The sequence below is a fragment of the Rhodococcus globerulus NBRC 14531 genome (genome assembly GCF_001894805.1).
GTDB lineage: Bacteria > Actinomycetota > Actinomycetes > Mycobacteriales > Mycobacteriaceae > Rhodococcus_F > Rhodococcus_F globerula.
The window spans coordinates 1,750,709-1,777,704 of sequence record NZ_BCWX01000001.1 but is presented as its reverse complement, the minus strand read 5'-3'; the positions used below and the strand labels follow the sequence as shown (position 1 = coordinate 1,777,704).

Genomic DNA, 26,996 nt, shown 5'->3' with positions numbered 1-26,996 from the left:
CGTATGCACACGGGTTCAGGAATCAGCGGAAAGCGCGCGTGCCAGTGCCGGCCCGATGATGGTCATGGCCTGCGGTTCGATCATCTCGTTATGGGAACAGTCGACAGGTACCTCGTCGATCCTCCCGGTCACGAGCGGCTTCCATTCCTGCGGTGACCGCTCCCGAGTATCGCTGTCCCCATCACCTGTGGCCGGGAAGATGAGCAGGTTCCCGTCGTACACTTGCGGGACGAATTGATGACCGATCCGCTGCGAGTTCTCGTATCCCGCGGCAATCCGTTCGAGGTCTTTTCCGCGTATCCCGGTCTCGGTCCCGAGCGACTCGTCCAACAGTGCAGCGGCGTGTTCGAAAGTCATCTCACCTCCCGATTCGATCTCCAATCCGAGTCCGCGCAACAGATCTCGAACATCGAGTCCGCCCTGCGGTGCCACCTCACCGTTGTCGGGATAACTGTCCATGACAGCCAATGTGGCGACCTCACGACCCGACAATTGAAGTTCGACAGCCATGGCGTGTGCGATGACCCCGCCGAGCGACCAGCCGAGCAAATCGTACGGACCGTTGGGCGCGATGGCCTCGATCTCCTCTACATAGCGGTTCGCGAGTTGTTCGATCGACCGGTAGTCGCCGTCGTCGCTGATCGTCGGCAACTGCAACCCGTACACGGGCCGATCTGGCGGTAGGTACTGCACCAAACCCGCGTAACCCCAAGACAATCCGATTCCGGGATGCACGCAGAACAACGGCCTACCGCTCCCCTCGGCGCGTAGCGGAATCACCACGGCAAGTGCCTCTTCCAGGTCGCTGCTCGCTGTCGGGATATCGAGGCGCCTGGCGATCCCCGCCGGCGTGGGGTCGAGGAACATCCATTGAAGCGGAATCCTGCGATCCAATCGGGCATGCAGGGCGGTAACTATTCTGGTCGCGATGAGCGAATTGCCACCCAAGTCGAAGAAACTGTCGGCGGTACCCACCCGATCTACTCCGAGAACTTCGACGAAAGCGTCCACGACGGAATGTTCGGTTTTGGTGGTCGGCGCGTGATACTCCGCACCGATCGACCCGAATTCCGGTGCAGGCAAAGCTTTTCGATCGAGCTTACCCACCGGCGTCATCGGGATGCGATCGAGTACCACCACCGCAGACGGCACCATGTGCGACGGCAACCGCTCCCCGGTGAAGGCCCGTAGGTCTGCGGGCTCCACCTGGTGTCCGTCCACTGCTCGCACGTACGACGCGAGAACGGTGTCACCCGATGGAGCGGTATGACCGATGGTGGCGGCAAAGTCCACCGACGGATGACGCACGAGAACGGCATCGATTTCGCCGAGTTCGATACGGAACCCTCGAACCTTGACCTGGAAGTCGCTACGTCCGATGTACTCGAGCGTGTGGCCAACTCCATTTCCCGCCCCGGTGTTCGCCGACTCGCGCCACCGGACCACGTCTCCGGTTCGGTACATCCGGCGCCCCGGCTCACCGTACGGGCACGCGACAAACCGTTCCGAGGTGAGGACGGTTCGATTGTGGTAACCGCGCGCCATGCCGGGTCCGATGATGTACAACTCGCCGTGAACACCCAACGGGACGGGCTGCAGTCGCTCGTCGAGGACAAGGAAGCCGAAACCTAGCGCAGGCGCCCCGATGTTCACCCCTTCTCCTGGCCGCATCGGTGCGCTGACGCTGGCCTGAACTGTAGTTTCCGTCGGTCCGTACCCGTTGTGCAGGCTACGACCGGGCGCCCATTGCGCAACTACATCTGGCGGGCAGGCCTCCCCCACCAAATCGAGGACGTGCAGCGACTCGAAGCCGTTGTCACCCAATGCCGCCAGCGCGGTGGGCGTGATGGTGGCATGGGTGACCTCCTCGTCGCGAAGCAGGTCGGCCAATTCACTGCCGCCGAACACTGCGGGCGGAACGATCACCACACGCGCCGACGCACTGAAGGCCATCATCAACTCGAACACCGACGCGTCGAAGCTCGGAGAAGCCAATTGCGATACCCGCGAATCATGAGTGACGTCGAATCGTTCCCGCGTTTCAGCGGTAAGGTTCGCCAACCCGCGATGAGTGACGTTGACACCCTTCGGCTTTCCGGTCGAACCCGAGGTGTAGATGAGATAGGCCGGATGTTCGAGATGCAGTGGGCACGTCCGATCCCGGTCGGTGACCTCGTCCGCCGACTCCGCGGCCACACGCTCCGCAAAATCCGCGTCGTCGAGTACCAGCCAGGGAACCGTATCGGGTAGTCGACCTCGACTGCCCGCTACTGTGAGCCCGACCGAAGCACGGCAATCGGCGAGCATGTAGTCGATACGCTCGCGCGGGTATGCGGGATCGACAGGCACAAACGCCGCTCCTGCCTTTGTCACCGACCAGATCGACACGACGGATTCGATCGACCGCGGCATCCCCAATGCCACAAAGGTTTCCGGACCAACTCCACGCGCTCGCAAGACCCTGGCCACTCTGTTGGACCATTCGTCGAGTTCGCGATAACTGACGTGGCGACCTTCGTAGGTCAACGCCACCGAATCCGGGTCGAACGCCGCGGCGGTCGTGAGCAACTCGGGCCACAACTCAGGTTGCACTGCCGGCTCTCCGAGCGCCGGCACCATCATGCGACGATCCATCTCGCCCAGCAGCGGGATATCGCCGATCGGCAGGTCCGGGTTCTCGGTGACGGATTCCAGAATGCGCACGAACATGTCGGCAAACCCGGCAACGGTCTCCGTGTCGAAAAGGTCTGTGGCGAAGTCGACAGCACCGCTCATCCCCGTCGGCGCACCATCGTCGTCGAATTCCTCCGCCAGCAGGAATTCGAGGTCAACCTTGACTACGTCGAGCTCGGGGTCGAGTCCTCCGACTTCCAACTCCGGCAGTGTCAGCACCGGCCGATCGTTGTTCTGGAATTCGAGCGACACCGAGGCAATCGGTGCATACGCCGTCGACCTGCTCGGACCGATCGTGTCGACCACTCGCTCGAAGGGGACATCTGCATGGGCAAAGGCACCGAGATCAACTTCACGGCAATGCGCGGCCAGCGCGCGGAACGAGTGCGCAGGTTCGACTTTCGTTCGCAGAGCCAGCGTGCCGACAAACATGCCGATCAGGTCGTCGAGAGCGCGATCTCCCCGGCCGGCGATGGGCGTCCCGATCACCACGTCGTCAGTGCTGCCGAGACGCGCCAGCAGGATCGCGAGCGCAGCGTGCACAGTCATGAACTCGGTGGACTGATGCCGGCGCGACAGCTCCCGGATGCGGCGATGAAGGTCGCGTCCAACAGTGAAGTGCACACGAGCGCCGTGGAAGGTCTGCTGCGCCGGCCGGTCACGATCGAGCGGCAGTTCGAGAAGATCCGGGGTACCGGCCAGCGCATCGCGCCAATAGGCAAGCTGCTCTCCGATTATCGACTCCGGGTCGTCATCATCACCGAGTACCTCTCGTTGCCACAACGCGTAATCTGCGTACTGCACCGGCAACGGCGCCCAGTCCGGCGCGGCGCCGCTGGTGCGCGCCTGATACGCCGTCATCACGTCCCGAACAAGCGGGGACATCGAGAAACCGTCGGCCGAAATATGATGTACCACAACGGCCAGAACGTGTTCGATGTCGGTGAGCTCAAACAGGGCGACTCGCAACGGAATACGCGCGGTGACATCGAATCCCGCCGATACCAGACGGGCAAGCTCGTCATGCAGTTCGTGCTCGTCCGCAACGCGGTGAGGCAGCAGAGTCTCCACCGCATTCTCGGTCGGGAGTATCTGCTGGACGGGTGCAGCGCCGTGGATGGGGAACATCGTTCGCAGCGACTCGTGCCGGGCAACCAGATCGGACACCGCCGAATCCAGCGCCGCCACATCGAGTTTGCCGCTCAACCGGACCACGATCGGAATGTTGTATGCGGGAGAACTGGTGTCGAGCTGATTGACAAACCACATTCGCTGTTGAGCGAACGAGAGTGGAATGTCTCCCGGCCGGGTGCGTGCAGCAAGGGGCGCACGCCCGGATTCTGCGGTACCCAGTGGCTCAGTTGTGCGCAGTTGCTCGATGCGCGAGGCCAGACCGTCGACGGTCGACGCTTCGAAGAGATCCCGCACTCCGCTGTCGACGCCGAGACCTGTCCGGAGCCTGGCTGTGACCCGAGTTGCACTGAGCGAATTGCCGCCGAGTTCGAAGAAATCGTCGTCGGCACCTACCCGTTCGAGGCCGAGTACATCGGCAAAGACGTCCGCTACTGATTTCGCAACCAGCCCCGTCGGCTCTCGGAAGGGCCTGGTCCGCGACAGGGCGTCGGGGATGGGCAAGGCTGAACGGTCGAGCTTGCCTACTGCTGTCAGCGGAATCCGCTCCAGCACTGTGATCGAGGAGGGAACCATGTGCGAGGGCAAGCTCGCGGACAACGCCCGCATGAGAACCTCGCCGTCGAGCGCACCTCCAGCGGTCGGTACGACGTACGACGCGAGCAGGGTGTCGCCAGCTGAGCCACGGTGAGCGATCGTGGCCGAAAATCCGACCTGGGGCTGCGCCATGAGGGCACCGTCGATTTCACCAGGTTCGATGCGGAAACCACGAACCTTGACCTGGAAGTCACTGCGACCCACGTATTCGATGCGCTTCTCCGGAGTCCAGCGCACGATGTCCCCGGTGCGGTACATGCGCGCTCCCGGATCGGCGGGATTGGCAACAAAACGTTCGGCGCTCAGCCCTGGTCGCCGGTGATATCCACGCGCCAATCCGGCCCCGGCCAGGTAGAGCTCGCCTGGCACGCCCACTGGCACCGGTTGCAGCCGAGCGTCGAGTACGAGTTCACTCACGCCACGGATAGGTCCCCCGATGGTGATCGGGTCGCCAGGCACCATCGGTGCGCTGATGTTGGACATGATCGTCGTTTCGGTCGGCCCGTACGCGTTGTACAACCGTCGACCCGGCGCCCAGCGAGCGACCAGATCGGGCGGGCACGCCTCACCGCCGACCACGAGGTCCGAAAGATGTTCGAGCCCAGCCGGATCGAGGGATGCCAGCGCCGCGGTGGTGATAAAAGCGTGGCTGACGTCCTGCTCGGCCAACAGACGGGCGAGTTCCTCACCGCCGTAGACGTCTGGTGGCGCAATTACCATCGTCGCGCCGGCGCCGAACGCCTGCAGATATTCGAACAGCGACCCGTCGAAACTCGGCGTCGAGAAGTGCAAGGTTCGAGATCGGGGGCCCGCCGAGAACCTGTCGATCTGATCACGGGCGAAGTTGTCGAGACCGCGGTGCGTGACCACGACACCTTTGGGCAGGCCGGTGGACCCTGAGGTGTACACGACGTAGGCGGCGCTATCCATCCTGATCGGACGGATTCGGTCGTCATCGCTCACCGGCGCCCCGGAGTGTTCCTCGCATTCGCCCACGAAATCGGGGTGATCGAGAACCAGCCAGCGCGCGGTTCCCGGGAGACGATCGTGGTGATCGGTTGTGGTGACACCCAGGCTCACTCCCGAATCTGCGAGCATGTGGGAGATGCGCTCGTCCGGATAGTTCGGATCGATCGGCACAAACGCGGCACCGGTTTTTGCCACTGCCACTATCGACAGCACCGAATCGAGAGAGCGCGAAATCCTTACCGCCACCGCGTTCTCCGGTCCGACGCCACGCGAGATCAGCACTCGGGCAATTCGATTCGACCGCCGGTCCATCTCCTCGAAGCTCATGTCGCCGTCCTCCGAGACGACGGCGATCGCGTCCGGATCACGCGTGACGGCGTCGTCGAAGATCTCCGGCAAAGTGCGGATCGAACCGCCACTGGAGCCACGGACCGGCACCAGTTCGCTGCGCTCGCTGTCGGTCAACAACGATACGGCGGCCAGAGGTAGGTCTGGGCGAACACACGCGTCGAGCACCTGATGCAGGCGCCGCGCCATGGATTCGACTGCATCCGGACCGAAAACGTCGGGAAGGTACTCGAATTTGAGGTGCAACTTGGTGTCGACCGACGCGACCAGACTCAGCGGATAGTGAGCGGCGTCCTTGGCCTCTACACCGGTGACTCTCATTCCGGCGATATCGGTGTCGGTCGACAATCCTTCGCGGTCAACCGGATACGACTCGAACACGGTCAACGTATCGAATCCGATCTCCGGACCACCGACGTCCTGGATCTCCGCGAGTCCGAGGTAGTGATGATCCAACAACGCTGCCTGCTCAACCTGAACCCGATCGAGCAATTCACCCAGCGTCTCGTCGGTGCGCAGACTGATCCGAACGGGAAGTGTGTTGATGAACAGTCCGATCATCGTTTCGATGCCACCCAATTCGGGCGGCCGGCCCGACACTGTGGCACCGAACAGCACGTCGTCACGACCGGTCAGCGTGGCAAGAACGATCCCCCACGACACCTGCACCAACGTGTTGATCGTCAGTCCGCGCGAACGCGCAACATCGCGCAGACGCGTAGTCCCCTTTTCGCCGACATCGAACTCCCACTCCGCTGTCATGGTGGACAGCCGACGCGCCCGATCCACGGGAGCGAGGAGGGTTGGGCCGTCCACCCCGGAGAGAGCCAGGGCCCAGGCGTCTCGCGAGTCACCGTGATCGCGGCGACTCATCCACTCGAGGTAATCGCGGTATCCGCGGGTGCGTGGCAGTGCAGACGCGTCACTGTCGACGGCATACAACGTCAACAGTTCTCTGACCAGCAACGGCATCGACCAGCCGTCGAGCAGGATGTGATGGTTGGTGATCACCAGCGTGTACGTACTCGCTGTGATCTTGATCAGTGTGAACCGGATCAGCGGCGGTTGTGTCATGTCGAAGGGCGTCGACCTGTCCTGCGCCAGAACCTGTTCGAGGTTCTGCTCGCCACCGGCCGTGAGATCAACCTCGCGCCACGGAGGTGGCACATGGCGCCCAACGACCTGCACGGCCTGTCCGTCCACGTCGTGCAGAAAAGCGGTGCGAAGGTTGGCATGCCTGTCGAGCAGCGTGGCGGCGGCACGGTGCAACCGACCGGAATCCACGTCGCCTACAAGGTCGAGCGCTACTTGCACCAGGTAGGCGTCGACAGATTCGTGGTTGTGGGCTGACTCGAGATCCTGGGCGGACTCGTCTGCCAGTTCGGCATGGAAGAGGAGCCCCGATTGCAACGGTGATAGTGGCCAGACGTCTGCGAGGTCCGCGCAACGCCTTTCGAGGTCGTCAATCGCATCCTGTCGAAGGTCGACAAGATCGAAGTCGGACGGGGTGAACCCACCACTCGATGCCGCGTACGCACCGAGCGCAGCAAGCGCTTCCAACCACAGCCGGGTAAGTTGTTGTGCGTCTTCGCTGGTGAGCACGCCGGGAGGATACGTCCAGGTGGAGCTCAGCACCGTACCGTCGTCGGTCTCGATAGCCATCGCATTGATATCGACGACAACAGCCAGCGGCAGATCTGCAGTTGTCGCGTCGCGTAGTGCACCATCGTCAATCGGCGCCCAGCCCGCTGAACTGTCCATGCCGGCACTGCCTAGCCGTCCGTGGTAGTTGAAGCTGATCTGCGGATCGGGTAGCGGAGAAAGCTGACTGGCCGTTTCACTGTTCAGATATCGGAGCAACCCAAAACCGATGCCGCGCTCGGGAATTGCGCGAAGCTGTTCCTTCACCGTCTTGATCGCATTGCCCATGGACGGACCGCCGGCATACGCGTCGTCTAGATCCACGCCGTTCAGATCGAGACGAACCGGGAAGATCGTCGTGAACCATCCGATAGTGCGGGCAAGATCTGCACCGGGTACGACGTGCTCTTCGCGGCCGTGACCTTCGAGATTGAGCAATGCGTCCGCATGTGCGATACCGCGGTCACGACGCCACCGGATCAATGCCAGGCTCAGCGCAGTCAACAATCCGTCGGCAACACTGCCGTGAAATGCCTGCGGCACCGCCACGAGCAGGCTCTCGGTCAACGCAATGGGCACTCGCACCTCGATATCCGCGACGCTGGCTCCGGTGTCCCGCGGTGTCAGTGCCCGTGTACCCAGCGCTGGATCGGGACCGCTGAGTGTCTGTCGCCAGAAGTCGAGTTCACCAGCGCGGTGCGGATCGTGGGCGGCGTCGACCAGTGCATGCGACCACCGGCGCATCGACGTTCCCACCGGCGCTGGGGCCGGCTCGACACCGGCCTGAAGATGAGCACACGCCAGGGCAAGGTCGGGGATCAATATTCGCCAGGACACGCCGTCCATCACCAGATGATGGATGGCAAACAACAAGCGGCCCTCTCGATCCGGACCGGCGTCGAGCCACACAATCTGCACCATGACACCCGACTCCGGGTCCAGCCGCCCTACAGCCGCATCAAGTTCCCTCGCTGTATCCGTCGCGCTGTTATCAGTGGCTGTCGGTACCCGCCGAACCACCGCGGATGCCTTCACCGAACCTTGGCCCATCACCTCTAGTGAATAGCCGTGCTCGGTGCGGTGTAGCCGGGACCGCAAAACGTCGTGCCGGTCCAGGACTACCTGCACGGCCGTCGTCAGAGTGTCTTCATCCGTGTTCCCCGGGACCGTGAAGAGTGCAGACTGCGAGTAGCGGCGGAAATCGCCGCCACGCTCGAACATCCACGCCGCGATCGGGGTCAACGCGATCTCGCCGACACCGCCGCCTGGCAGTTCGTCAAGAACAACTTCGTCGCCACTCGTACGCGCAGTCTGGGCCAGCGCCGCAACGGTTTTACGCTCGAACACGTCTCGCGGCGTGATCAGAACTCCGGCTGCCTTGGCACGGGTCACCAACTGGATCGACATGATGCTGTCGCCGCCCAAGGTGAAGAACGAATCGTCGACGCCTACTGTGCCTAGTCCCAGAACCTCGGCAAACAGGTCGACGAGAATGCGTTCGTTCTCGGAACCCGGAGCTCGACTCACCCGCACCTGTTGCCCGAAGTCTGGTTCCGGTAGAGCTTTTCGGTCGAGCTTCCCATTCCCGGTCAGGGGCAGTTGATCCAGGACCACGACAACCGACGGCACCATGTGAGATGCCAAACCCTCCGCGGCCTGATCGAGTAGCGCAACCGGGTCGATCACCGCGCCGGCTTCGGGCACAACGTAGCCCACCAACCGGTCACCGCGTGCCACCGCCGCAGCCTGCGCCACCCCAGCGCCGGCGAGCAAAGCCGACTCGACCTCGCCGAGTTCGATCCGGTAACCCTTCACCTGCACCTGTTGATCGTTGCGGCCGAGATACTCCAACTGGCCATGCGCATTCCATCGCGCCAGGTCGCCGGACCGGTACATACGCGCCCCAGGTGTGAAGGGGTCCGGCACAAATCGTGCCGACGTGAGTCCGAACCGACCGAGATATCCACGTGTGATTTGCGTGCCCGAGACGTACATCTCGCCGGCCACGCCCGGTGGTACCGGATGCAGCCGATCATCGAGCACGTAAACGCGGAGGCCGGGCAATGCCGGGCCGATCACCGATGCGGATACGTCGCGCACAAGGTCGTGATCCAGAGGTAGGTAGCTGACATGCACCGTCGTTTCCGTGATGCCGTACATGTTGACCAAAGTCGGGGCGGTGTCGCCGCGTCGCGAGTACCAGCGTTCCAACTGCGCGAAATCGAGGGCTTCCCCGCCGAAGATCACGTACCGCAACCACAAGTCGGGTTCGCCGGCCAGGCGGTCTGCCTGCGCCAGTTGGTAGAAGGCCGTCGGGGTCTGATTGAGCACGGTGACGCGTTCGCGCTGCAGGAGTTCGAGGAACGCCTCCGGTGAGCGGGCAGTGAAGTAGTCGACCAATACCAGGCGGCCACCGTGGGCAAGGGCACCCCACATTTCCCAGACCGAGAAATCGAACGCGGCGGAATGGAACATCGTCCATACATCATTTTCGCCGAATTTGTACAGCGCCTGGGTGTTTGCCAGCAATGTGACCACGTTGCGGTGCGCTACCTGCACGCCCTTCGGCCGTCCGGTAGAGCCCGACGTATAGATCACATACGCCACCGAATCGGGATGCAACGGACGCAGGCGGTCGGCATCCGTGACCGGAAGGGGCGAAAACTGTTGCAGCGCAGTCACAGTATCGTCGCTGTCCACCACGATCATGGGGACAATCGAAGACTCCAATGCGCCGCAGTCTTCGATTGTGGTGAGAGCGCAGGTCGGCGCGGCATCACTCAACAGGAATTCCAGTCGCTGCGCCGGAGAAGCCACGTCCACCGGGAGGTAGCCCGCACCCGCTTTCACCACAGCCAGCAGTGCCACAACAAGATCGACAGATCGCGTCATAGCCACGGCTACCAGAGTTTCCGCGCCGACTCCCCGCGCCACCAACAGCCTCGCGAGTCGGTTCGCCCGCCCGTCGAGTTCGCGGTACGTCACCGCATTGCCGTCGCAGCTCACCGCAACCGCATCACCCGCCGACGCCACCGACTGATCGAACAGATCCACCAGTGACATCGGTCCGACATCAACGCCCCGGCGGTTCGGGTCCAGGAGCACACGCTCGCGTTCTGTCGGCAGCAGTATGTCGATATCACCTACCGCAACCGAGGGGTCCTCGGCCACGGTTGCGATCACACGCTCAAATCGCTCTGCCATACGTTGAATCGATGCCTGATCGAAAACGTCACTTGCATAGCGGAACCCGGCGCTGATCCCGGCCGGCGACCCGTGCTCGTCGACCCGCTCGATGAGACTGAGTTGCAAGTCGAATTTTGCCACGTCCAGATCCACGTCGAGTTCGTGGACAGTCAACTCAGGTAGTTCGAGTCGCAGGTGGCTGGCGTTCTGGAATTCGATGACCACCTGAAACAGAGGCGTATGCGACGTAGACCGTTCTGGTGCAAGCTCGTCCACCAGCCTCTCGAAGGGGATATCCGCATGCCCGAACGCCCCGAGATCCACTGATCGCACCGCACTCAGCACGTCTGCAAAGGAAGATCCCGGCGACAACGGGGTTCGAAGCACCAGCGTATTGACGAACATCCCCACCACGTCGTCGAGCAATGCTTCACCCCGGCCTGCGACCGGCGTCCCCACCGCAACGTCACCCGAGCCCGACAACCGTGCCAACAGCGCTGCCAGCGCTGCGTGCATCACCATGAACAACGTCGAATTACTCTGGTGCGCAATCTCGACCAGTTCACGATGCACGCTGAGAGGAATGTCGAACGGGATCACGGAACCTTCGGTGGACCGCTGAATCGGCCTCGGGCGATCCAAGGGCAACGGCATGACCTCGGGGATGCCTGCCAACGCTGCGGTCCAGTATTCGAGCTGATCGGCGACCACCGACTCCGATTGTTGCTCCGTGCCCAGAACCTCCCGCTGCCATAGGCTGTAGTCGGCGTACTGCACGGACAACGGCGCCCACTGGGGCCTCTGGTCTTGCGCGCGAGCGGTGTACGCGAGCATGACATCCCGGGCAAGCGGTGTCATCGAGAATCCGTCAGCCGAGATGTGGTGAGCGACAATGGCAAGAACGTGCCGCTCGGGAGCCAGTCGCAGCAACTGCACTCGGATCGGAAGATCCGTGGTGACGTCGAATCCCGTGCCGATGAAGCCCTCGATCACATCGTGAAGTTCCTGATCGAGTGCGGGAATCGGACGAAGGTCCGGCGCGACATCCGAGGATTCGAGTATCAGCTGACGCGGTCCGTCCGCAGAACCCGGGAACACTGTACGCAAGGACTCATGCCGGTCCAGCACATCGCCCAGCGCCGCACGCAGAGCCTCCACATCCAGTGCGCCGTCCAACTTCAGGACAACCGGGATGTTGTAAGCCGACGAGGACGTGTCGAACTGGTTGACGAACCACATCCGGGCCTGAGCGAGAGACAACGGGATTCGATCGGGCCTCGCCCGCGCCGCCAGTGCGGGTTGGGTGAGTTCGGTTCGGGCAGTCGACTCGAGCCTGGCAGCAAGCGCGGAAACCACTGGTGTGTCGAACAACCCGGCCACGCCCAATTCGGTGTTCAACGCACTGTTGATCCGTCCCACTGCTCGGGTAGCACTGAGCGAATCGCCGCCGAGTGCAAAGAAACTGTCGTCGGCGCCGACGCGATCAACGCCGATCACGTCGGCAAATGCCTGCGCGACTACTTCCTGTGCCGGTGTGCTCGGCGCTCTATACACCACTGCGGCAAATTCCGGTTCCGGCAGGGCTTTTCGGTCCAGCTTGCCGTTCCCGGTCACCGGTAGTACCGCTAGCACCGTCACCACCGACGGCACCATGTACGCGGGTAGATCCTGTGCTGCCGCGTCGAGCACTTCTTGCTCGACCAGCGTTAGGCCCTGCGCGGCAACAACATAGGCAGCCAGGAAATCCCCGGCTTCGCCGTTTCGGAGAACCACTACCGCCTGCGCCAGCCCATCCTGGCGCGCCATTACTGCCTCGATTTCCCCCAATTCGATGCGCTGGCCCCGCAACTTCACCTGGAAATCACTGCGCCCGACGTACTCCAACTCACCCAAAGCAGCAACATTCCCCCTCACTCCGCTCGACCCCGCAATACCACTCCGCACCCACCGCACCAGATCCCCAGTCCGATACAACCGCTCACCGTTCGCCCCTAACGGATCCGCCACAAACCGATCCGCCGTCAAATCAGCCCGGCCCTGATACCCCCGAGCCAACTGCACACCACCGAGATACAACTCCCCCACAACACCCACCGGCACCGGATGCAAGCGCCCGTCCAGCACGTACACCGTGGTGTTCCACACGGGCGCACCGATGGGCACTTCTGTCGTGTCGAGTTCGCTGACCTCGTGGGATGTCACGTCCACCGACGCCTCTGTCGGACCGTACAAGTTGTGCAATTCCACATCACTGCACCGCAGCAGACGCGCCGCCGTCGATGCTGCCAGCGCCTCACCACTGGTAAACACCCGCCGCAGAGAGTCACAACCGCCGACATCTGCGCCGGCGAGAAACGCCTCCAACATCGACGGCACAAAATGCACCGTCGTCACCGACTCGTCGCGGATCACCCGGTCCAGATACACCGGATCACGATGCCCACCAGGTTCGGCGATCACCAGTCGAGCACCAACCTGCAACGGCCAGAACAACTCCCACACCGATACGTCGAACGTCATCGGCGTTTTCTGCAGTACTACGTCGTCACCGGCGAGCGGATACCGATCCTGCATCCACAGCAACCGATTCACCACACCCTCGTGTGGAACCACCACCCCCTTCGGTCGACCGGTGGAACCGGACGTGAACATCACATACGCCGGATGCTCCGGTCGCAGCGGCGCAATCCGCTCGCACTCGCGTACCGGATCCGGCGAATACTCCGATACGTCAACATGATCCAGCTCCACTACCGTCATGCCCCCGGGCAGCACAGCCCGCTCGGCAGCGGTGGAGAGCACAAGCACCGGATCAACCGCTCCCACCACATATGCGACGCGCTCCGCAGGTTGATCGGGGTCGATCGGAACGTACGCCCCGCCTGCCTTCCCCACGGCGTAGATTGCCACCAGCATCTCCAGCGACCGAGACACCGCAACACCCACCCGCGACTCCGGACCCACGCCTGCACCGATCAGCAGCCGCGCTAGTCGGTTCACGCGCGCATCGAACTCCGCGTACGTCAACACGGAGCCATCTATCACCACCGCACCAGCGTCCGGAGTGCGTGCCACCTGTGCGTCGATTAGATCCAGCAAGGTCGCAGCGGGCACGCGATGCTCCGTCGCATTCCACTCATCCAGCACCAACTCCCGCTCACCGTCGGCAAAGATGTCGACTTCAGCGACCGGTGTTGAGTCGTCGAGAGCAATCGTTTCGAGAATCCTCGTCAACCGATGGGCGTACAGGTGGACTGTCGCGGCGTCGAAGATCGATGGTTGATAGCGCAGGCTCAGACGCAACCGGGGTTCGAGGATCGAGAGCAGGGTCAGCGGGTAGTGCGTCGCGTCGCGAGCATCCAACCCCGTCACCCGCATACCGGCGATGTCCACGTCATCATCCAGCCCTGACGTGTCGACCGGGTACGACTCGAATACCGACAGCGTGTCGAACAGGTTGCCCACACCGACGCGGGCCTGAATCTCACCGAGCCCCACCTCGTGATGATCGAGAAGAGCGGCCTGCTCCTCCTGCATCCGAACCAGCAACTGTGCGCAGGTCTCGTCAGGATCTACCTGCATTCGCACGGGCAACGTGTTGATGAACAACCCCAGCATGTTTTCCACACCGGGCAGTTCCGGTGATCGCCCCGAGACAGTGGCGCCGAATACGATGTCGTCACGAGAGAGTAAGCGGGACAGTAGAACACCCCACGCAGCCTGAACCACTGTGTTCATCGTGACCCCGCTGCGCTGGGCCGTGGCAGTCAGGGCATCGAGCACCGAAGCGGGCAGGTCGATGTCGACCTCGGCCGGCACAGCCCGGTGCCCGCCAGACGCGGAAGGCGCCAGCAACGTCGGCTCGGTGACACCGCGCAGCGCACGTTCCCACGCCTGTGCTGACGCTTCGGAATCCCGATGTGCCAACCAGGTCAGATAATTGCGGTACGAAGCAGACTCCGGCAGATCCACCGGGGTTCCGTCGGCGGCGTACCGCGTCAGAAGCTCGCGCACCAGCAAGGGCATCGACCAACCGTCGAGGATGATGTGATGGTTTGTCACCGCAAGCACTGATCGATCGGGTGCAGTTCGCAGCAGAGTCAGACGCAGCAACGGAGGTGAGTCGAGATTGAACCGGGCACTGCGATCCGCGTCGAGGTAGCGTCGCAATTCCTCGTCGGCGGCCGATCCGTATCCGGTCAGATCCACCTCCTGCCACGGAATCTCCAGGTCGTCGACAACCACTTGAGCGGCAGCACCGTCGCTTCCGTAGACGAACGCGGTACGCAGATTCGGGTGACGGGCCACCAAACCTGCTGCAGCGGAACGCAGGCGCCCCGCATCGACGGAACCTTCCAACTCGATGCACAGCTGTGCGGTATACACGTCCACGGTTTCTGCGGCCACCGCGGCGTGAAAGAGCAACCCCTCCTGCAGCGGCGAGAGCGACCACACGTCGCGCACTGTGGGGAATCGCTCCTCCCAAGATTCGATCTGCTGCTGGCTCACCGACACGAGTGGAACATCGGACGGGGTGAGCCCACCCGCTCCCGGCAGTGACGTGTAAGCAGCGAGTCCTTCGAGGCCACGACGCCACAGTTCGGCAAACCCCGCGACTTCGTCCTCGTTGATCACACCTGCCGGGTAGGTGAACGTCGCGGTCAGATGCGGACCGTCCGGACCGTCCTCGACAGCAGCGTTGATGTCGATCACGGACGCGACCGGCATGGTGTGGTTCTGCGTCCCACCGAGCTCTCTGCTGCCCGCGACCGGTAGCCAGTCTTGCGTTCCGTCGGAGGTGCTCACTCGTCCCAGATAGTTGAAACTGACTTGAGGAGAACCATATTGGCTGAGCGACGCTCCCTCGACGCCGAGGTATCGCAGCATTCCGTAGCCGATGCCGTGATCCGGGATCGCACGCAACTGCTCCTTGACGGCTTTGACCGACTGCCCGGCCGCACGACCACCGGCCAGCGCATCGTCGACATCGATCCCGGCGAGATCCAGCCGCACCGGATACACGGTGGTGAACCATCCGACGGTGCGGGAAAGCTCCGCGCCGGGGACTGCATTTTCCTCGCGGCCGTGTCCCTCGAGTGTGATCAGCGCGTCTGCCGCAACAGTGCCCTCTTGACGCGCAGAGCCCTGTTGACGCCGCCAACTGACGAGAGCCAGCGCCGCGGCGGCAAGCAACCCGTCGCCAACGCTTCCGTGAACAGCCGTCGGCAATGTGGTGAGCAGACTACGTGTAACGGCGGGCGGCACGTCGACGGTGACGGTGCCAACACTCGCTTCGACGTCGATAGTGGGATCGAGTGGACGCGACCCGATCAACGGATCGGGGCCGTCCAGGATACTCGTCCACAGGTCGATTTCACTGCTGCGGTCGAGTTCGCGCAGGCCATGAGACCAGCGTCGCATCGACGTACCCACGGGGGCGAGAGAAGGCGTTTCACCGGCCTGGACTTGTCCCACTGCCGACGCAAGATCCGCGACGAGGATGCGCCACGAGACGCCGTCTACCGCGAGGTGATGAATCACCACAAGGAGTCGGCCGTTGGCATTCGGGGCGTCGAACCAGACAATGCGCAGCAGGCCGCCGGTGGCCGGATCCAAAAGGTCGGCAGCGGCCTCGAGTTCCGTGGAAGCCAAGGCGGCAAAATCATCCCCGTCAACCGTGTCGACGAGCACCCGACCGATCACCGTGTCCGCCGTGATCGAACCTGGCGGCAGCACCTCCATGCCAGGTCTTGCCATGTCCCGGTGTGCACTGTTGTCCACGATCAGACGCGCCCGAAGCATGTCGTGGTGGTCAAGCACTTCCTGGACTGCGAGAGCAAGAACGTTCTGCGTGAGGCCGGCTGGCGCTGCCAGCAGCAAGGCTTGAGAGAATCGGTCGAGTTTGCCGCCACTGCGTTCGAGCATCCACGACGCGACCGGGGTAACGGGCAGGAAACCGACACCGCCACCGGGCAACTCGTCGAGGGCATCCGCGTCGTCACCGTCGAATCGCGCCGATTCAGCAAGCGCTGCAACGGTTCTGTGATCAAAAACATCTCGGGGACTCAGGATCACACCGGCAGCCTTTGCGCGGGCTACCAATTGGATGGACATGATGCTGTCCCCGCCGAGCGCGAAGAAAGAATCGTGGACGCCCACCGATTCCAGTCCGAGTACCTCGCTGAACAGTCCGGCAAGCAACGCCTCGGTCTCGGTTCGCGGTGGTCGATCCGGTGTCACCGCGGCCGAGAAGTCAGGCTCCGGCAGCGCCGCGCGGTCAAGTTTCCCGTGAACCGTGAGGGGAAGAGATCCGAGTATCACCAGCGTCGCCGGGACCATGTACGACGCCAGTCGCCCAGCTGCGACGTCGAGAACTTCTTTCGAGTCGATTATCGCGCCAGGTTCGGGCACCACGTAACCGATCAACCGGTCGCCGCTGCCGTCACCGTTCCATACGTCGGTAACGGCCTGAGCCACGTCCTCATGCGCAGTAAGCGCCGATTCGACTTCGCCGAGTTCGATGCGGAAACCACGAATCTTCACTTGTGAATCAGTGCGCCCGAGGTACTCCAATTGCCCATCTGACGACCACCGCACCCGATCGCCGGTGCGGTACATGCGCGTTCCGCCCGGGCCGAAGGGGTCGGCGACAAAACGTTCGGCGCTCAGGCGGAACCGCTCGTGATAACCACGCGCAAGAGCCGGACCGGCAAGATACAACTCGCCGGCAACACCCACCGGTACCGGCTGAAGCCGCGAATCGAGCACAACTTCAGTGAAACCGCGCGTGGGGGCACCGATGGTGACCGGGTCCGAGGGCGCAAGGGGCGCACTGATACTCGACACTACTGTCGTCTCGGTCGGTCCGTAGGCATTGAACATCCGCCGACCCGGCGCCCATCGTGCCACCAGTTCGGGCGGGCAAGCCTCCCCACCCGTCACCACGCATTCGAGCGAAGAGAGACCTGCCGGTTCAACCGACGCCAGTGCCACCGGAGTGACAAAACAATGCGTGACCCGCTCGGATTCGAGCAGTTCCGCCAAAGCGGTTCCGCCGTACACGGACGGCGGCGCAATCACCATCGTGGCGCCGGCACCGGTCGCCAACAACAATTCGAGGATCGATGCGTCAAAGCTGGGCGACGCAAAGTGCAGTGTCCGCGACTGCGTTGTGGTTCCGAATGTTTCGCGCTCCTGAACGGCAAAGCTGTGCAGACCGCGGTGTGTCGTAACGACGCCCTTGGGTGTGCCGGTCGACCCGGAGGTATAGATCAAGTACGCCGGATTATCGATCCGAATCGTCGATGTCCGCTCCTCATCGCTGATCCCCGACGACGGGTAGGACGACAGTCGTTCGCCGAAGCCCGGTTCATCCAGTACCAACCAGGGCACGACAGCGGGAAGGGTGGCGTGGTGCGCCGCCCCGGTCACGCCCCACACTGCGCTGGAGTCGGTGAGCATGTATTCGATCCGCACAGAGGGATGATGTGGATCGACGGGAAGGAACGCGGCACCCGTCTTGGCCACAGCCCACAGCGCCAGAATGGACTCGACGGATCGCGGCACGCATAGTGCAACTACGTTCTCGGGCCCGATACCGTACTCGATCAGCATGCGGGCCAATTGATTCGAGCGTTTGTCGAGTTCGTGGTACTTAACCTCACGCGTGTCATAGATCAGCGCAACAGCATTCGGATCGTGAGCGGTTGCGGCTGCCAACAGATCCGGCAGCGTGTGCGGGTCCACTCCCTCCTTACCTCGAACCGGGGTCAGGTCGTCACGTTCACCAGCGTCGAGGATATCGATATCTCCGACCCTTGCAGATGGATCAGCGGTGACACTGACGAGGATTCGCTGCAGCCGCCGCGCAAACGTCAAGGCAGAATCACTGTCGAAAAGGTCTGTGGCATAACCGAACTTTGCATCCATGCCGGCTGGGTTACCGTCGGCGTCCACGCGTTCCGACACTGTCAATTGCAGATCGAAATTGGTGGTGTCGATCTCGACATCGACACTGTTGACCTGCAGATCGGGAAGTTCCAAGGTCGGGCGCTCGATGTCCTGGAACTCCAGCATGACCTGGAAGAGCGGAGAATGCGCGGTCGACCGTGAGGGATTCACCACTTCCACAACACGTTCGAAGGGAACTTCCGCATGCGTGAATGCACCCAGATCAGCTTCCCGGACGGTGTGGAGCAATTCGGCGAATGTCGCGCCCGTGTCGATCGTGGTGCGCAGGACAAGCGTGTTGACGAACATGCCCACGACGTCGTCGAGCTCCCTCTCACCACGACCCGCGATCGGTGTGCCGACGGCGATATCGTCGGAATCAGTCAACCGCGCCAACATTGCCGCCAACACCGCGTGCACAACCATGAACACCGTGACGTTGTATTCCCGCGACAGCGCCACCACGCCCGCATGAACCTCGGGATCTATCGAAAACGGGACGTGTCCGCCGCGAAGCGAACGAACAGCGGGACGCGGACGGGCGGTGGGAATCTCCAACACCTCGGGCAGGTCAGAGAGCGTGTTGCTCCAATACGCCAGCTGCGTCGACATCAGCGACTGCTCATCGGATTCCGAACCCAGCCACTCGCGTTGCCACAACGTGTAGTCGGCGTACTGAACCTCGAGTGGTGCCCAGTCCGGTGCCGAACCCAGCACACGTGACGAATACGCGCCCATGACATCTCGGGCCAGCGGCGCCATCGAGAAACCGTCGGCAGCAATGTGGTGCACCACGACTGCCAGGACATGAGAAGCCGCCTTTCCTTCGAGCCGGAACAGACCGGCACGCAGCGGGACCTGCTCTGTCACGTCGAAGCCTTCGGCCAGCACCTGCACGCACTTCTCGCGAAGCTCTGCGTCACCGGACAATGCGATGGGATCAAGGTCAGGCACTGCACTCGCGGTAGGCACGACCACTTGTTGTGGGCCGTCATCGGTGAGCGGAAAGATTGTGCGCACTGCCTCATGTCGTTCGACGACGTCACCAAAAGCTGCCTGCAGCGCACTGATATCGAGCGCGCCGTCCAACCTCAACGCAAACGCGACGTTGTACGCCGACGACGACGTGTCGAACTGATTGACAAACCACATCCGCTGTTGCGCCAGCGACAGTGGGACTTCCGCAGTACCACCCCGCGGCTTCAGCGGCGGTCTGGATTCCACACCGTCATTCGACTGCGCCAATGCCGCCAAATCCGCGACGGTCGGAGCGTCGAATACGTCCCGCACTCCTATCCTGTCCCCGACCACGGCATTGATCCTCGCGACCAACCTCGTGGCGATCAGCGAGTTCCCGCCGAGGTCGAAGAAATCTTCGTGCGTACCTACTTTCGCGACTCCGAGGAGATCCGCAAATACAGTGGCGACAATGTCCTCGATCGGATTGCGCGGTGCAAGATATCCGGCAGCACCGGCTTCGAAATCTGTTTCCGGCAGCGCTTTCCGATCCAACTTTCCATTTGCCGTCACCGGCACCTCGTCCATCACCACCAGCACTGACGGCACCATGAACCCCGGAAGCTCGGCGGCGGCCCGCTCCAAGATCACTCGCTCGTCAACTGTCGCCCCTGGCTGGGGAACCACAAACCCGGCGAGATAATCGCCCGCGACCCCCGACCGCAGTGCCACTACCGCCTGCGCTACCCCGTCGTACCGGGCCAGCGTTGCCTCGACCTCTCCAAGTTCTACCCGCTGACCACGCAACTTCACCTGGAAATCACTACGCCCGACGTACTCCAACTCACCCAAGGCAGAACTGCCACGCCGCACCCACCGCACCAGATCCCCAGTCCGATACAACCGCTCACCGTTCGCCCCGAACGGATCCGCCACAAACCGATCCGCCGTCAAATCAGCCCGCCCCAAATACCCCCGAGCCAACTGCACACCACCGAGATACAACTCGCCCACAACCCCCACCGGCACCGGATGCAAGCGCCCGTCCAGCACGTACACCGTGGTGTTCCACACCGGCGCACCGATGGGCACTACTGTCGTGTCGACATCGCTGACCTCGTGGGACGTCACATCCACCGACGCCTCCGTCGGACCGTACAAGTTGTGTAGCCCGGCACCGGGAATCAACTCACGCATCCGCCGCGCAGTCCCCGGCGGCAGCGCCTCACCCGATACAAACACTCGCCGGATACCTGAACACCGCGCCGCCGACGCCTCGGCAACAAACACCTCCAACATCGATGGCACAAAATGCACCACTGTCACCGACTGGTCGACAATCACGCCCGCAAGATATGCCGGATCACGATGCCCACCCGGTTCTGCGATGACCAACCGCGCACCAACCTGCAACGGCCACAGCAACTCCCACACCGATACGTCGAACGTCGCCGGCGTTTTCTGTAGCACCACGTCACTGGCGTCCAAAGGGTAGCGATCCTGCATCCACAGCAGGCGGTTGACTACTCCCGCGTGCGGAACCACAACACCTTTCGGCCGACCCGTCGATCCCGACGTGAACATGACATACGCCGCATGTTCCGGCCGCAGTGGAGTCAGCCGGTCACAATCTGTCACCGGTGAACTCGAAAACTCACTCACATCAACATGATCCAACTCGACGACGAACACACCGGCGGGCAATACCGAACCTTCACCCGAAGTTGTCAGCACCACCACGGGATCCGCGGCGCCCACCACAAACCCCACCCGGTCCGGTGGCTGGCCCGGATCGATCGCGACATACGCCCCACCTGCTTCGAGCACGGCATACACCGATACCAACAACTCCACCGAACGAGAAATAGCGACACCCACTCGCGATTCCGGACCAACACCCACCGAAATCAGGAATCGGGCCAGCCGATTCACCCGCTCACCGAACTCCCGATACGACAGCACCGTTCCGTCGAACACAACAGCTGGCGCATTCGGTGTCCGCAAAACCTGCCCATCGAACAGATCAGCCAACGTCACCGACGGAATCGGTCGATCCGTCTCGTTCCACACCCCCACAACCACGTCGCGCTCACGCGAATCGACCACGTCTACATCACCGACAGGGGTGTTCGAATCCGCTACTACAGCGCTCAGAATTCGAACGAACTGCTCCCCGAAGCCTGCGACCGTGTCCCGATCGAAGATGTCCGACGCGTACGTGAACGACGCCGCAAAGCCTGCTGCCGACCCCATGTCGTCACGGCGTTCCGCAAGCGTCAACTGCAGATCGAATTTGGCGACGCCGGAATCGACCGGTACGACGTCCACTGTGAGGCCCGGGAGTTCCAGGTGGGGCGCGACCGTGTTCTGGAACTCCAGCAAGATCTGGAAGAGCGGTGATTGCGATGTCGAGCGTTCCGGCGCCAATGCTTCGACGACACTCTCGAAGGGCACCTCCGTGTGGCCGAACGCCGCCAAATCCACCTCACGGACGCCGGCCAGTACTTGTTCGAAGGTCGCGGCAGAATGTACGGCCGTCCGCAGCACCAGTGTGTTGACGAACATCCCGACCAGGTCGTCGAGTGCCTCCTCACCACGACCTCCTGTCGGTGTCCCGATTGCTATGTCTGCCGATGCGCTCAGCCGCGCCGACATCACCGCAAGCACAGCATGCATCACCATGAACACTGTGGCGTTGTGCCGGCGCGCAAGTTCGAGGACTTCACTGTGCAATTCCGCGGGAACCGAGAACTCGACGGTCTCACCGCGCAGCGATCGCTGCGCCGGCCGCGGCCGATCCAGCGGTAAGTCGATAGCGGCGGGGACGCCGGACAGCGTCGACTTCCAGTACCCCAATTGTGCGGACATGACGCTGCCCGGATCGTCGTCGAGGCCGAGAACACCCTGTTGCCACAGGCTGTAGTCCGCGTACTGCACCGGTAGTGGGAGCCAATTCGGATCCTGCTTCGCCGCTCGCGCCGCGTATGCCGCCGTGAGGTCGCGGGCGAGCGGTGCCAGTGACGCTCCGTCCGCCGAAATGTGGTGTACCACAAGAACCAGGACATGCTCATCGGGACTGATCCGAAACAACGCACTGCGAACGGGCACATCGGCACTCACGTCGAAACCCCGACCGGCAAGTTCGGAAATCCGCGCATCCAACGTGGAGCGCGTGACGGCGACAAGCGGAATCAACTCCGGGATCACCTGCGCCGGCGGAACAATAACTTGAAGAGGACCGTCCACCGACGCCGGATACATGGTGCGGAGCGACTCGTGGCGGTTGATCACGTCTGTCATTGCGGCCCGGAGCGCATCTACATCCAACGTTCCTGCCAGCCGCACCACCATCGGAATGTTGTACGCGGCCGACGATACGTCGAACTGATTGACGAACCACATACGTTGTTGCGCAAGCGAAACAGGGACTCTGCTGGGACGAGGTTGCGCGTTCAGATTCGGACGGCCGGAGCGAGCGGCGGTCCGCGCACCGCGAATTTCCACCGCCAGCGCGTCAACGGTGGGAGCCTCGAACAGACTCCGTACACCAAGGTCGACCCCCTCGGCCGCGTTGACCCGAGCGATCAGCCTTGTTGCTACAAGGGAGTTTCCGCCGAGATCAAAGAAGCTGTCGCCCAGTCCAATCCGTTCAACCCCGAGGACATCGGAGAAGATCTGTGCAACAACCTGCTCCAGCGGGTCGAGCGGAGCACGGAACTCGCCGGCGCCGCGCAGAAATTGTGGCGCTGGCAACGCCGCACGATCAAGCTTCCCCACCGGCGTCATCGGCAACTCGTCGCGCAACACGATCGCCGCCGGCACCATATACGTGGGCAGATGTTCCCCCACGTATTCCGTCAGGTCGGCGGGCGACAGCACCTGCCCGTCGGCAGGCACAACATACGAGACGAGCACCGTATCGCCTGACGGCGCGGTTCGTGCCACGGTTACAGCAGTCCGCACCCGCGGATGAGCTAGCAGAAGAGTATCGATTTCACCCAGTTCGATGCGGAACCCGCGGACCTTCACCTGGAAGTCGCTGCGCCCGACGTATTCGAGCGTGCCGCCGCGGCGGCGCACCACATCTCCAGTCCGGTACATCCGGTCACCAGGATGGCCAAAGGGGCTGGCCACAAACCGTTCTGTGGTCAATGCCGGTTTTCCGTGATACCCGCGAGCGAGGGCCTCACCGGAAATATAGAGCTCACCGGCAACACCGTCCGGGACGGGATTCAACCTCGAATCGAGGACAACTTCGACGCACCCGCGAAGCGGGCCACCCAGTGTGATCGGTCCCGCCGGCGACATCGGCGTACTGATATTCGCCATGATTGTCGCCTCGGTCGGCCCGTAGGCATTGCACAACCTGCGACCAGGAGACCACCGCTGCACCAGCTCCGGCGGGCATGCCTCACCGCCGAACACAACATCCTGAAAGTCGGGAAGGCCGTCGGCGGGTGTTGATCCGAGTGCGGCGGTGGTGATGAATCCGTGGGTGACCCGTTCGGTTTTCAGGAAGCGGGCCAACTCCTCGCCGCCGTAGATCGTGCGCGGAGCGATCACCATTGTGGCTGCGGCCCCGAACGCCTGAAGATACTCGAAGATCGACGCGTCGAAGCTCGGGGTCGAGAAATGCAGCGTTCGAGAGTTCGGTGTAGCACCGAACCGTGAAAGTTGCTCAGCAGCAAAGCCGTCCAGTCCAGTGTGGGTGACCGACACGCCTTTCGGTCGCCCCGTGGAACCCGAGGTGTAGACCACGTACGCGGGATTCTCGCGGCGAAGTGGTCGCGCTCGCTCGGCGTCGGTGACTGCCGAAATCGGCATCGCCGCGCAATGATCACGAAAGGTGTTGTCATCGAGAGTCATCCACGGAATCGAATTCGGCAATGACGATTGCTCAGCGGAAACGGTCAACCCCACGACCGCGCCGGAGTCCATCAGCATGTGTTGAATTCGTTCAGCCGGATACGTCGGATCCACGGGAACAAATGCCGCACCGGACTTTGCCACGGCGAGCATGGCCAGGACCGACTCCACCGAGCGTGTCATACCCAGCGCCACACGATCTTCCGATCCGATGCCGCGGGCAGCCAACACGCGCGCCAACTGGTTCGAACGTTCGTCGAGTTCTCGATAGGTTACCGAGGCGCCCTGATACGACAGCGCGATACCGTCGGGATGCGCCCGCGCAGCCGCATCGAACAACTCCGGCAGGGTGCGCTGCGAACGTCCCGGCGCGGTCTGGACCGGAAGGAGCGCTCCCCGTTCGTCCTCGGAGAGAATGCCTATGTCACCGACTACCGTCTCAGGGTCGGCGGTGACCGCCTCCAGAATTGTTCGGTATCGAATTCCGAGACGAGCAACAGTGTCGGCATCGAACAGATCGGTGGCAAACCCCAGCGTCACATTGATGCCGGACGGTGCGGCGTCGTCGCTGAACGTTTCTTCCGCAGATACCCGAAGGTCGAATCGGCCGATACCGTTGCCAGTCTCCTCCGCGGCAGTGCCGGTCTCGAGGCCGGTCTCGAGGCCGCGCTCGAGGCCGCTCTCGAACAACACTTGGACAACAGGCGAATACGCAGGGGATTGCTTGACCTCCAGCTCCCCCACCAACCGATCAAACGGTATATCGGCGCGCTCGAACGCTTCCGCGTCGACCTCGACAAACTGGCCCAACAGTCGCGAGAAGGACTTATCCGGTGCCACCTGGTTGCGCAACACGACGATGTTCGATCCTGTCGACACCGGCGTCCCGACCACCACATCGAGCACACCGGACAGGCGGCTCGTCAAGAGCGCGAACCCAGCGTGCAGCACCTCGAACATTGTGGTGTTGTGTTCCTGAGCCAGCGCGATCAGGTGCTGATGTGTGTCAGCGCTGATCCGAACGTCAACCCGATCGCCGCTCAACGACTGCGCCGCGGGTCGAATTCGGTCGGACGGGAGACTCAGCAGTTCGGGCATCCCCGCGAGCTGGTTCTTCCAGTACTCGAGTTGCTCGGCCTCACGGCGCAGTTTCACGCCAGTGCGGAAGGAGCGGTCGTGAATGGTCGCAAGCCGCACATCCGGAGCCGCCGCGATCAGTTCTTCCAGCAGTTCGACGAACTGCCCGTGATGCGCACGCAACACCGAATCCGCGTACCTGTTCGGATTCGCCCGGAAGTCGACGAACAGTTGATCCGCGCTCGGATACACGTTGACCAGGAGATCTTCCACCGGCCCCGAGGTGACGATGTGGTATTCACCCACCATCGCGCCGAGCTGAACTTCTTGTCGGAACATCATGACGTTGACCATCGGCCCGGCCAATGCGTCATCGCTGCTCACACCATTTGTACTGACACCATTTGTACTGACACCATTTGTACTGACACCGATGTCGCGGCGAATGTCTTCGAGACTGCAGCGCTGATGGCGTAGTGCGCCCATCAACTCACGCTGAACCCGGGACACGAGTTCCGCGACGGTATCCCCTTCGTCGACCGAGATGGACAGCGGCGCAACATTGACCATCATGCCGCCGGACTCGCGCAGTACCGCCGTCGTTCGGCCTGACATCGGAACTTGCACCAGTACAGCGTCTTTCGCAGTGAGACGTGCCAAATAACAGGCCAGCGCTCCGATGATCGTAGCCGCCTGACCTTCGGATTCCAGGAGTTCGGCAGACGATTCCCCGGACAGCACAGCGCTCTGGAGTTTGCTCGCAGCGACTGCCGGTTCGTGCCCGGTCGCCAGGGCTGAACCGGTACCGCCTGAGTTCCTCTCCGCCCAGTACTCGCGATCGGCGGCAAACCGATCCGACGACCGGTAGCGACTGTCGATGTCGTACAGCTTGCGTAGTGGCGCAGCGCGATTCGGATCCGGTTCGCCTCCGGAGACTGCTGCCGAATATCGGTGCGCAATACGATTCATCAGCGTCATCGCACCAAATCCGTCGAGTGCGACATGATGAATTCGGCTGTACCACAAATAGTGCAGCTCACCCACGCAGAGCACCGAGGTCTCGACCAGTCGATCAATTCCGAGATCAAGAGTGGTCTGATAATCCCGCTGCATCCACTCGTGTGCAGCGACCATCGGATCGTCGTAGTCACGGAAATCGATGAGCTCGACCGGGATCTCCATCGAGTTGTCCACGTACTGCATCGGCTGGCCGTCGACCTCGAGCACTTTGAGCAAGGGCGACTGAAACTCCCGTGCGACCGTCCGGGTTTCCCTGCGCAGCAGGTCGACATCGAGAACTCCACGCAACTCGACGTAGTGCGCTATCGAAATCGGCACCTTCGGCTCGAGTTGCTGCGCAAACCAGGTCGCACGCTGCGCGGCGGAGAGAGGAAACAGCTCTACGTCCGAAACTCGAGTGGGCTGTTGCCTGACATCGAAGCGTTTCACAATAGTGCCACCCTGTTGGGTCTCCGCAGCCGCCGAATGCGTAGCCACGTCCGTATCCGAGCTCGCAAAATGCAAGAGGCGGAACCCGCCCCGTACTCAGACGTACCCAAAATCTGAAATCGCATGCACCGACCAGTTGGACTTAATTCCGA

General features: G+C 62.4%; 1 protein-coding gene. It reads right to left on the bottom strand.

The genetic code is table 11. The features are described 5' to 3' along the window. Positions 1-15 precede the first annotated feature (15 nt). Complete coding sequence (locus RG2_RS07920) at positions 16-26,892, bottom strand: non-ribosomal peptide synthase/polyketide synthase (protein ID WP_443096516.1); 26,877 nt, start codon at positions 26,890-26,892, stop codon at positions 16-18. Positions 26,893-26,996: the final 104 nt, after the last annotated feature.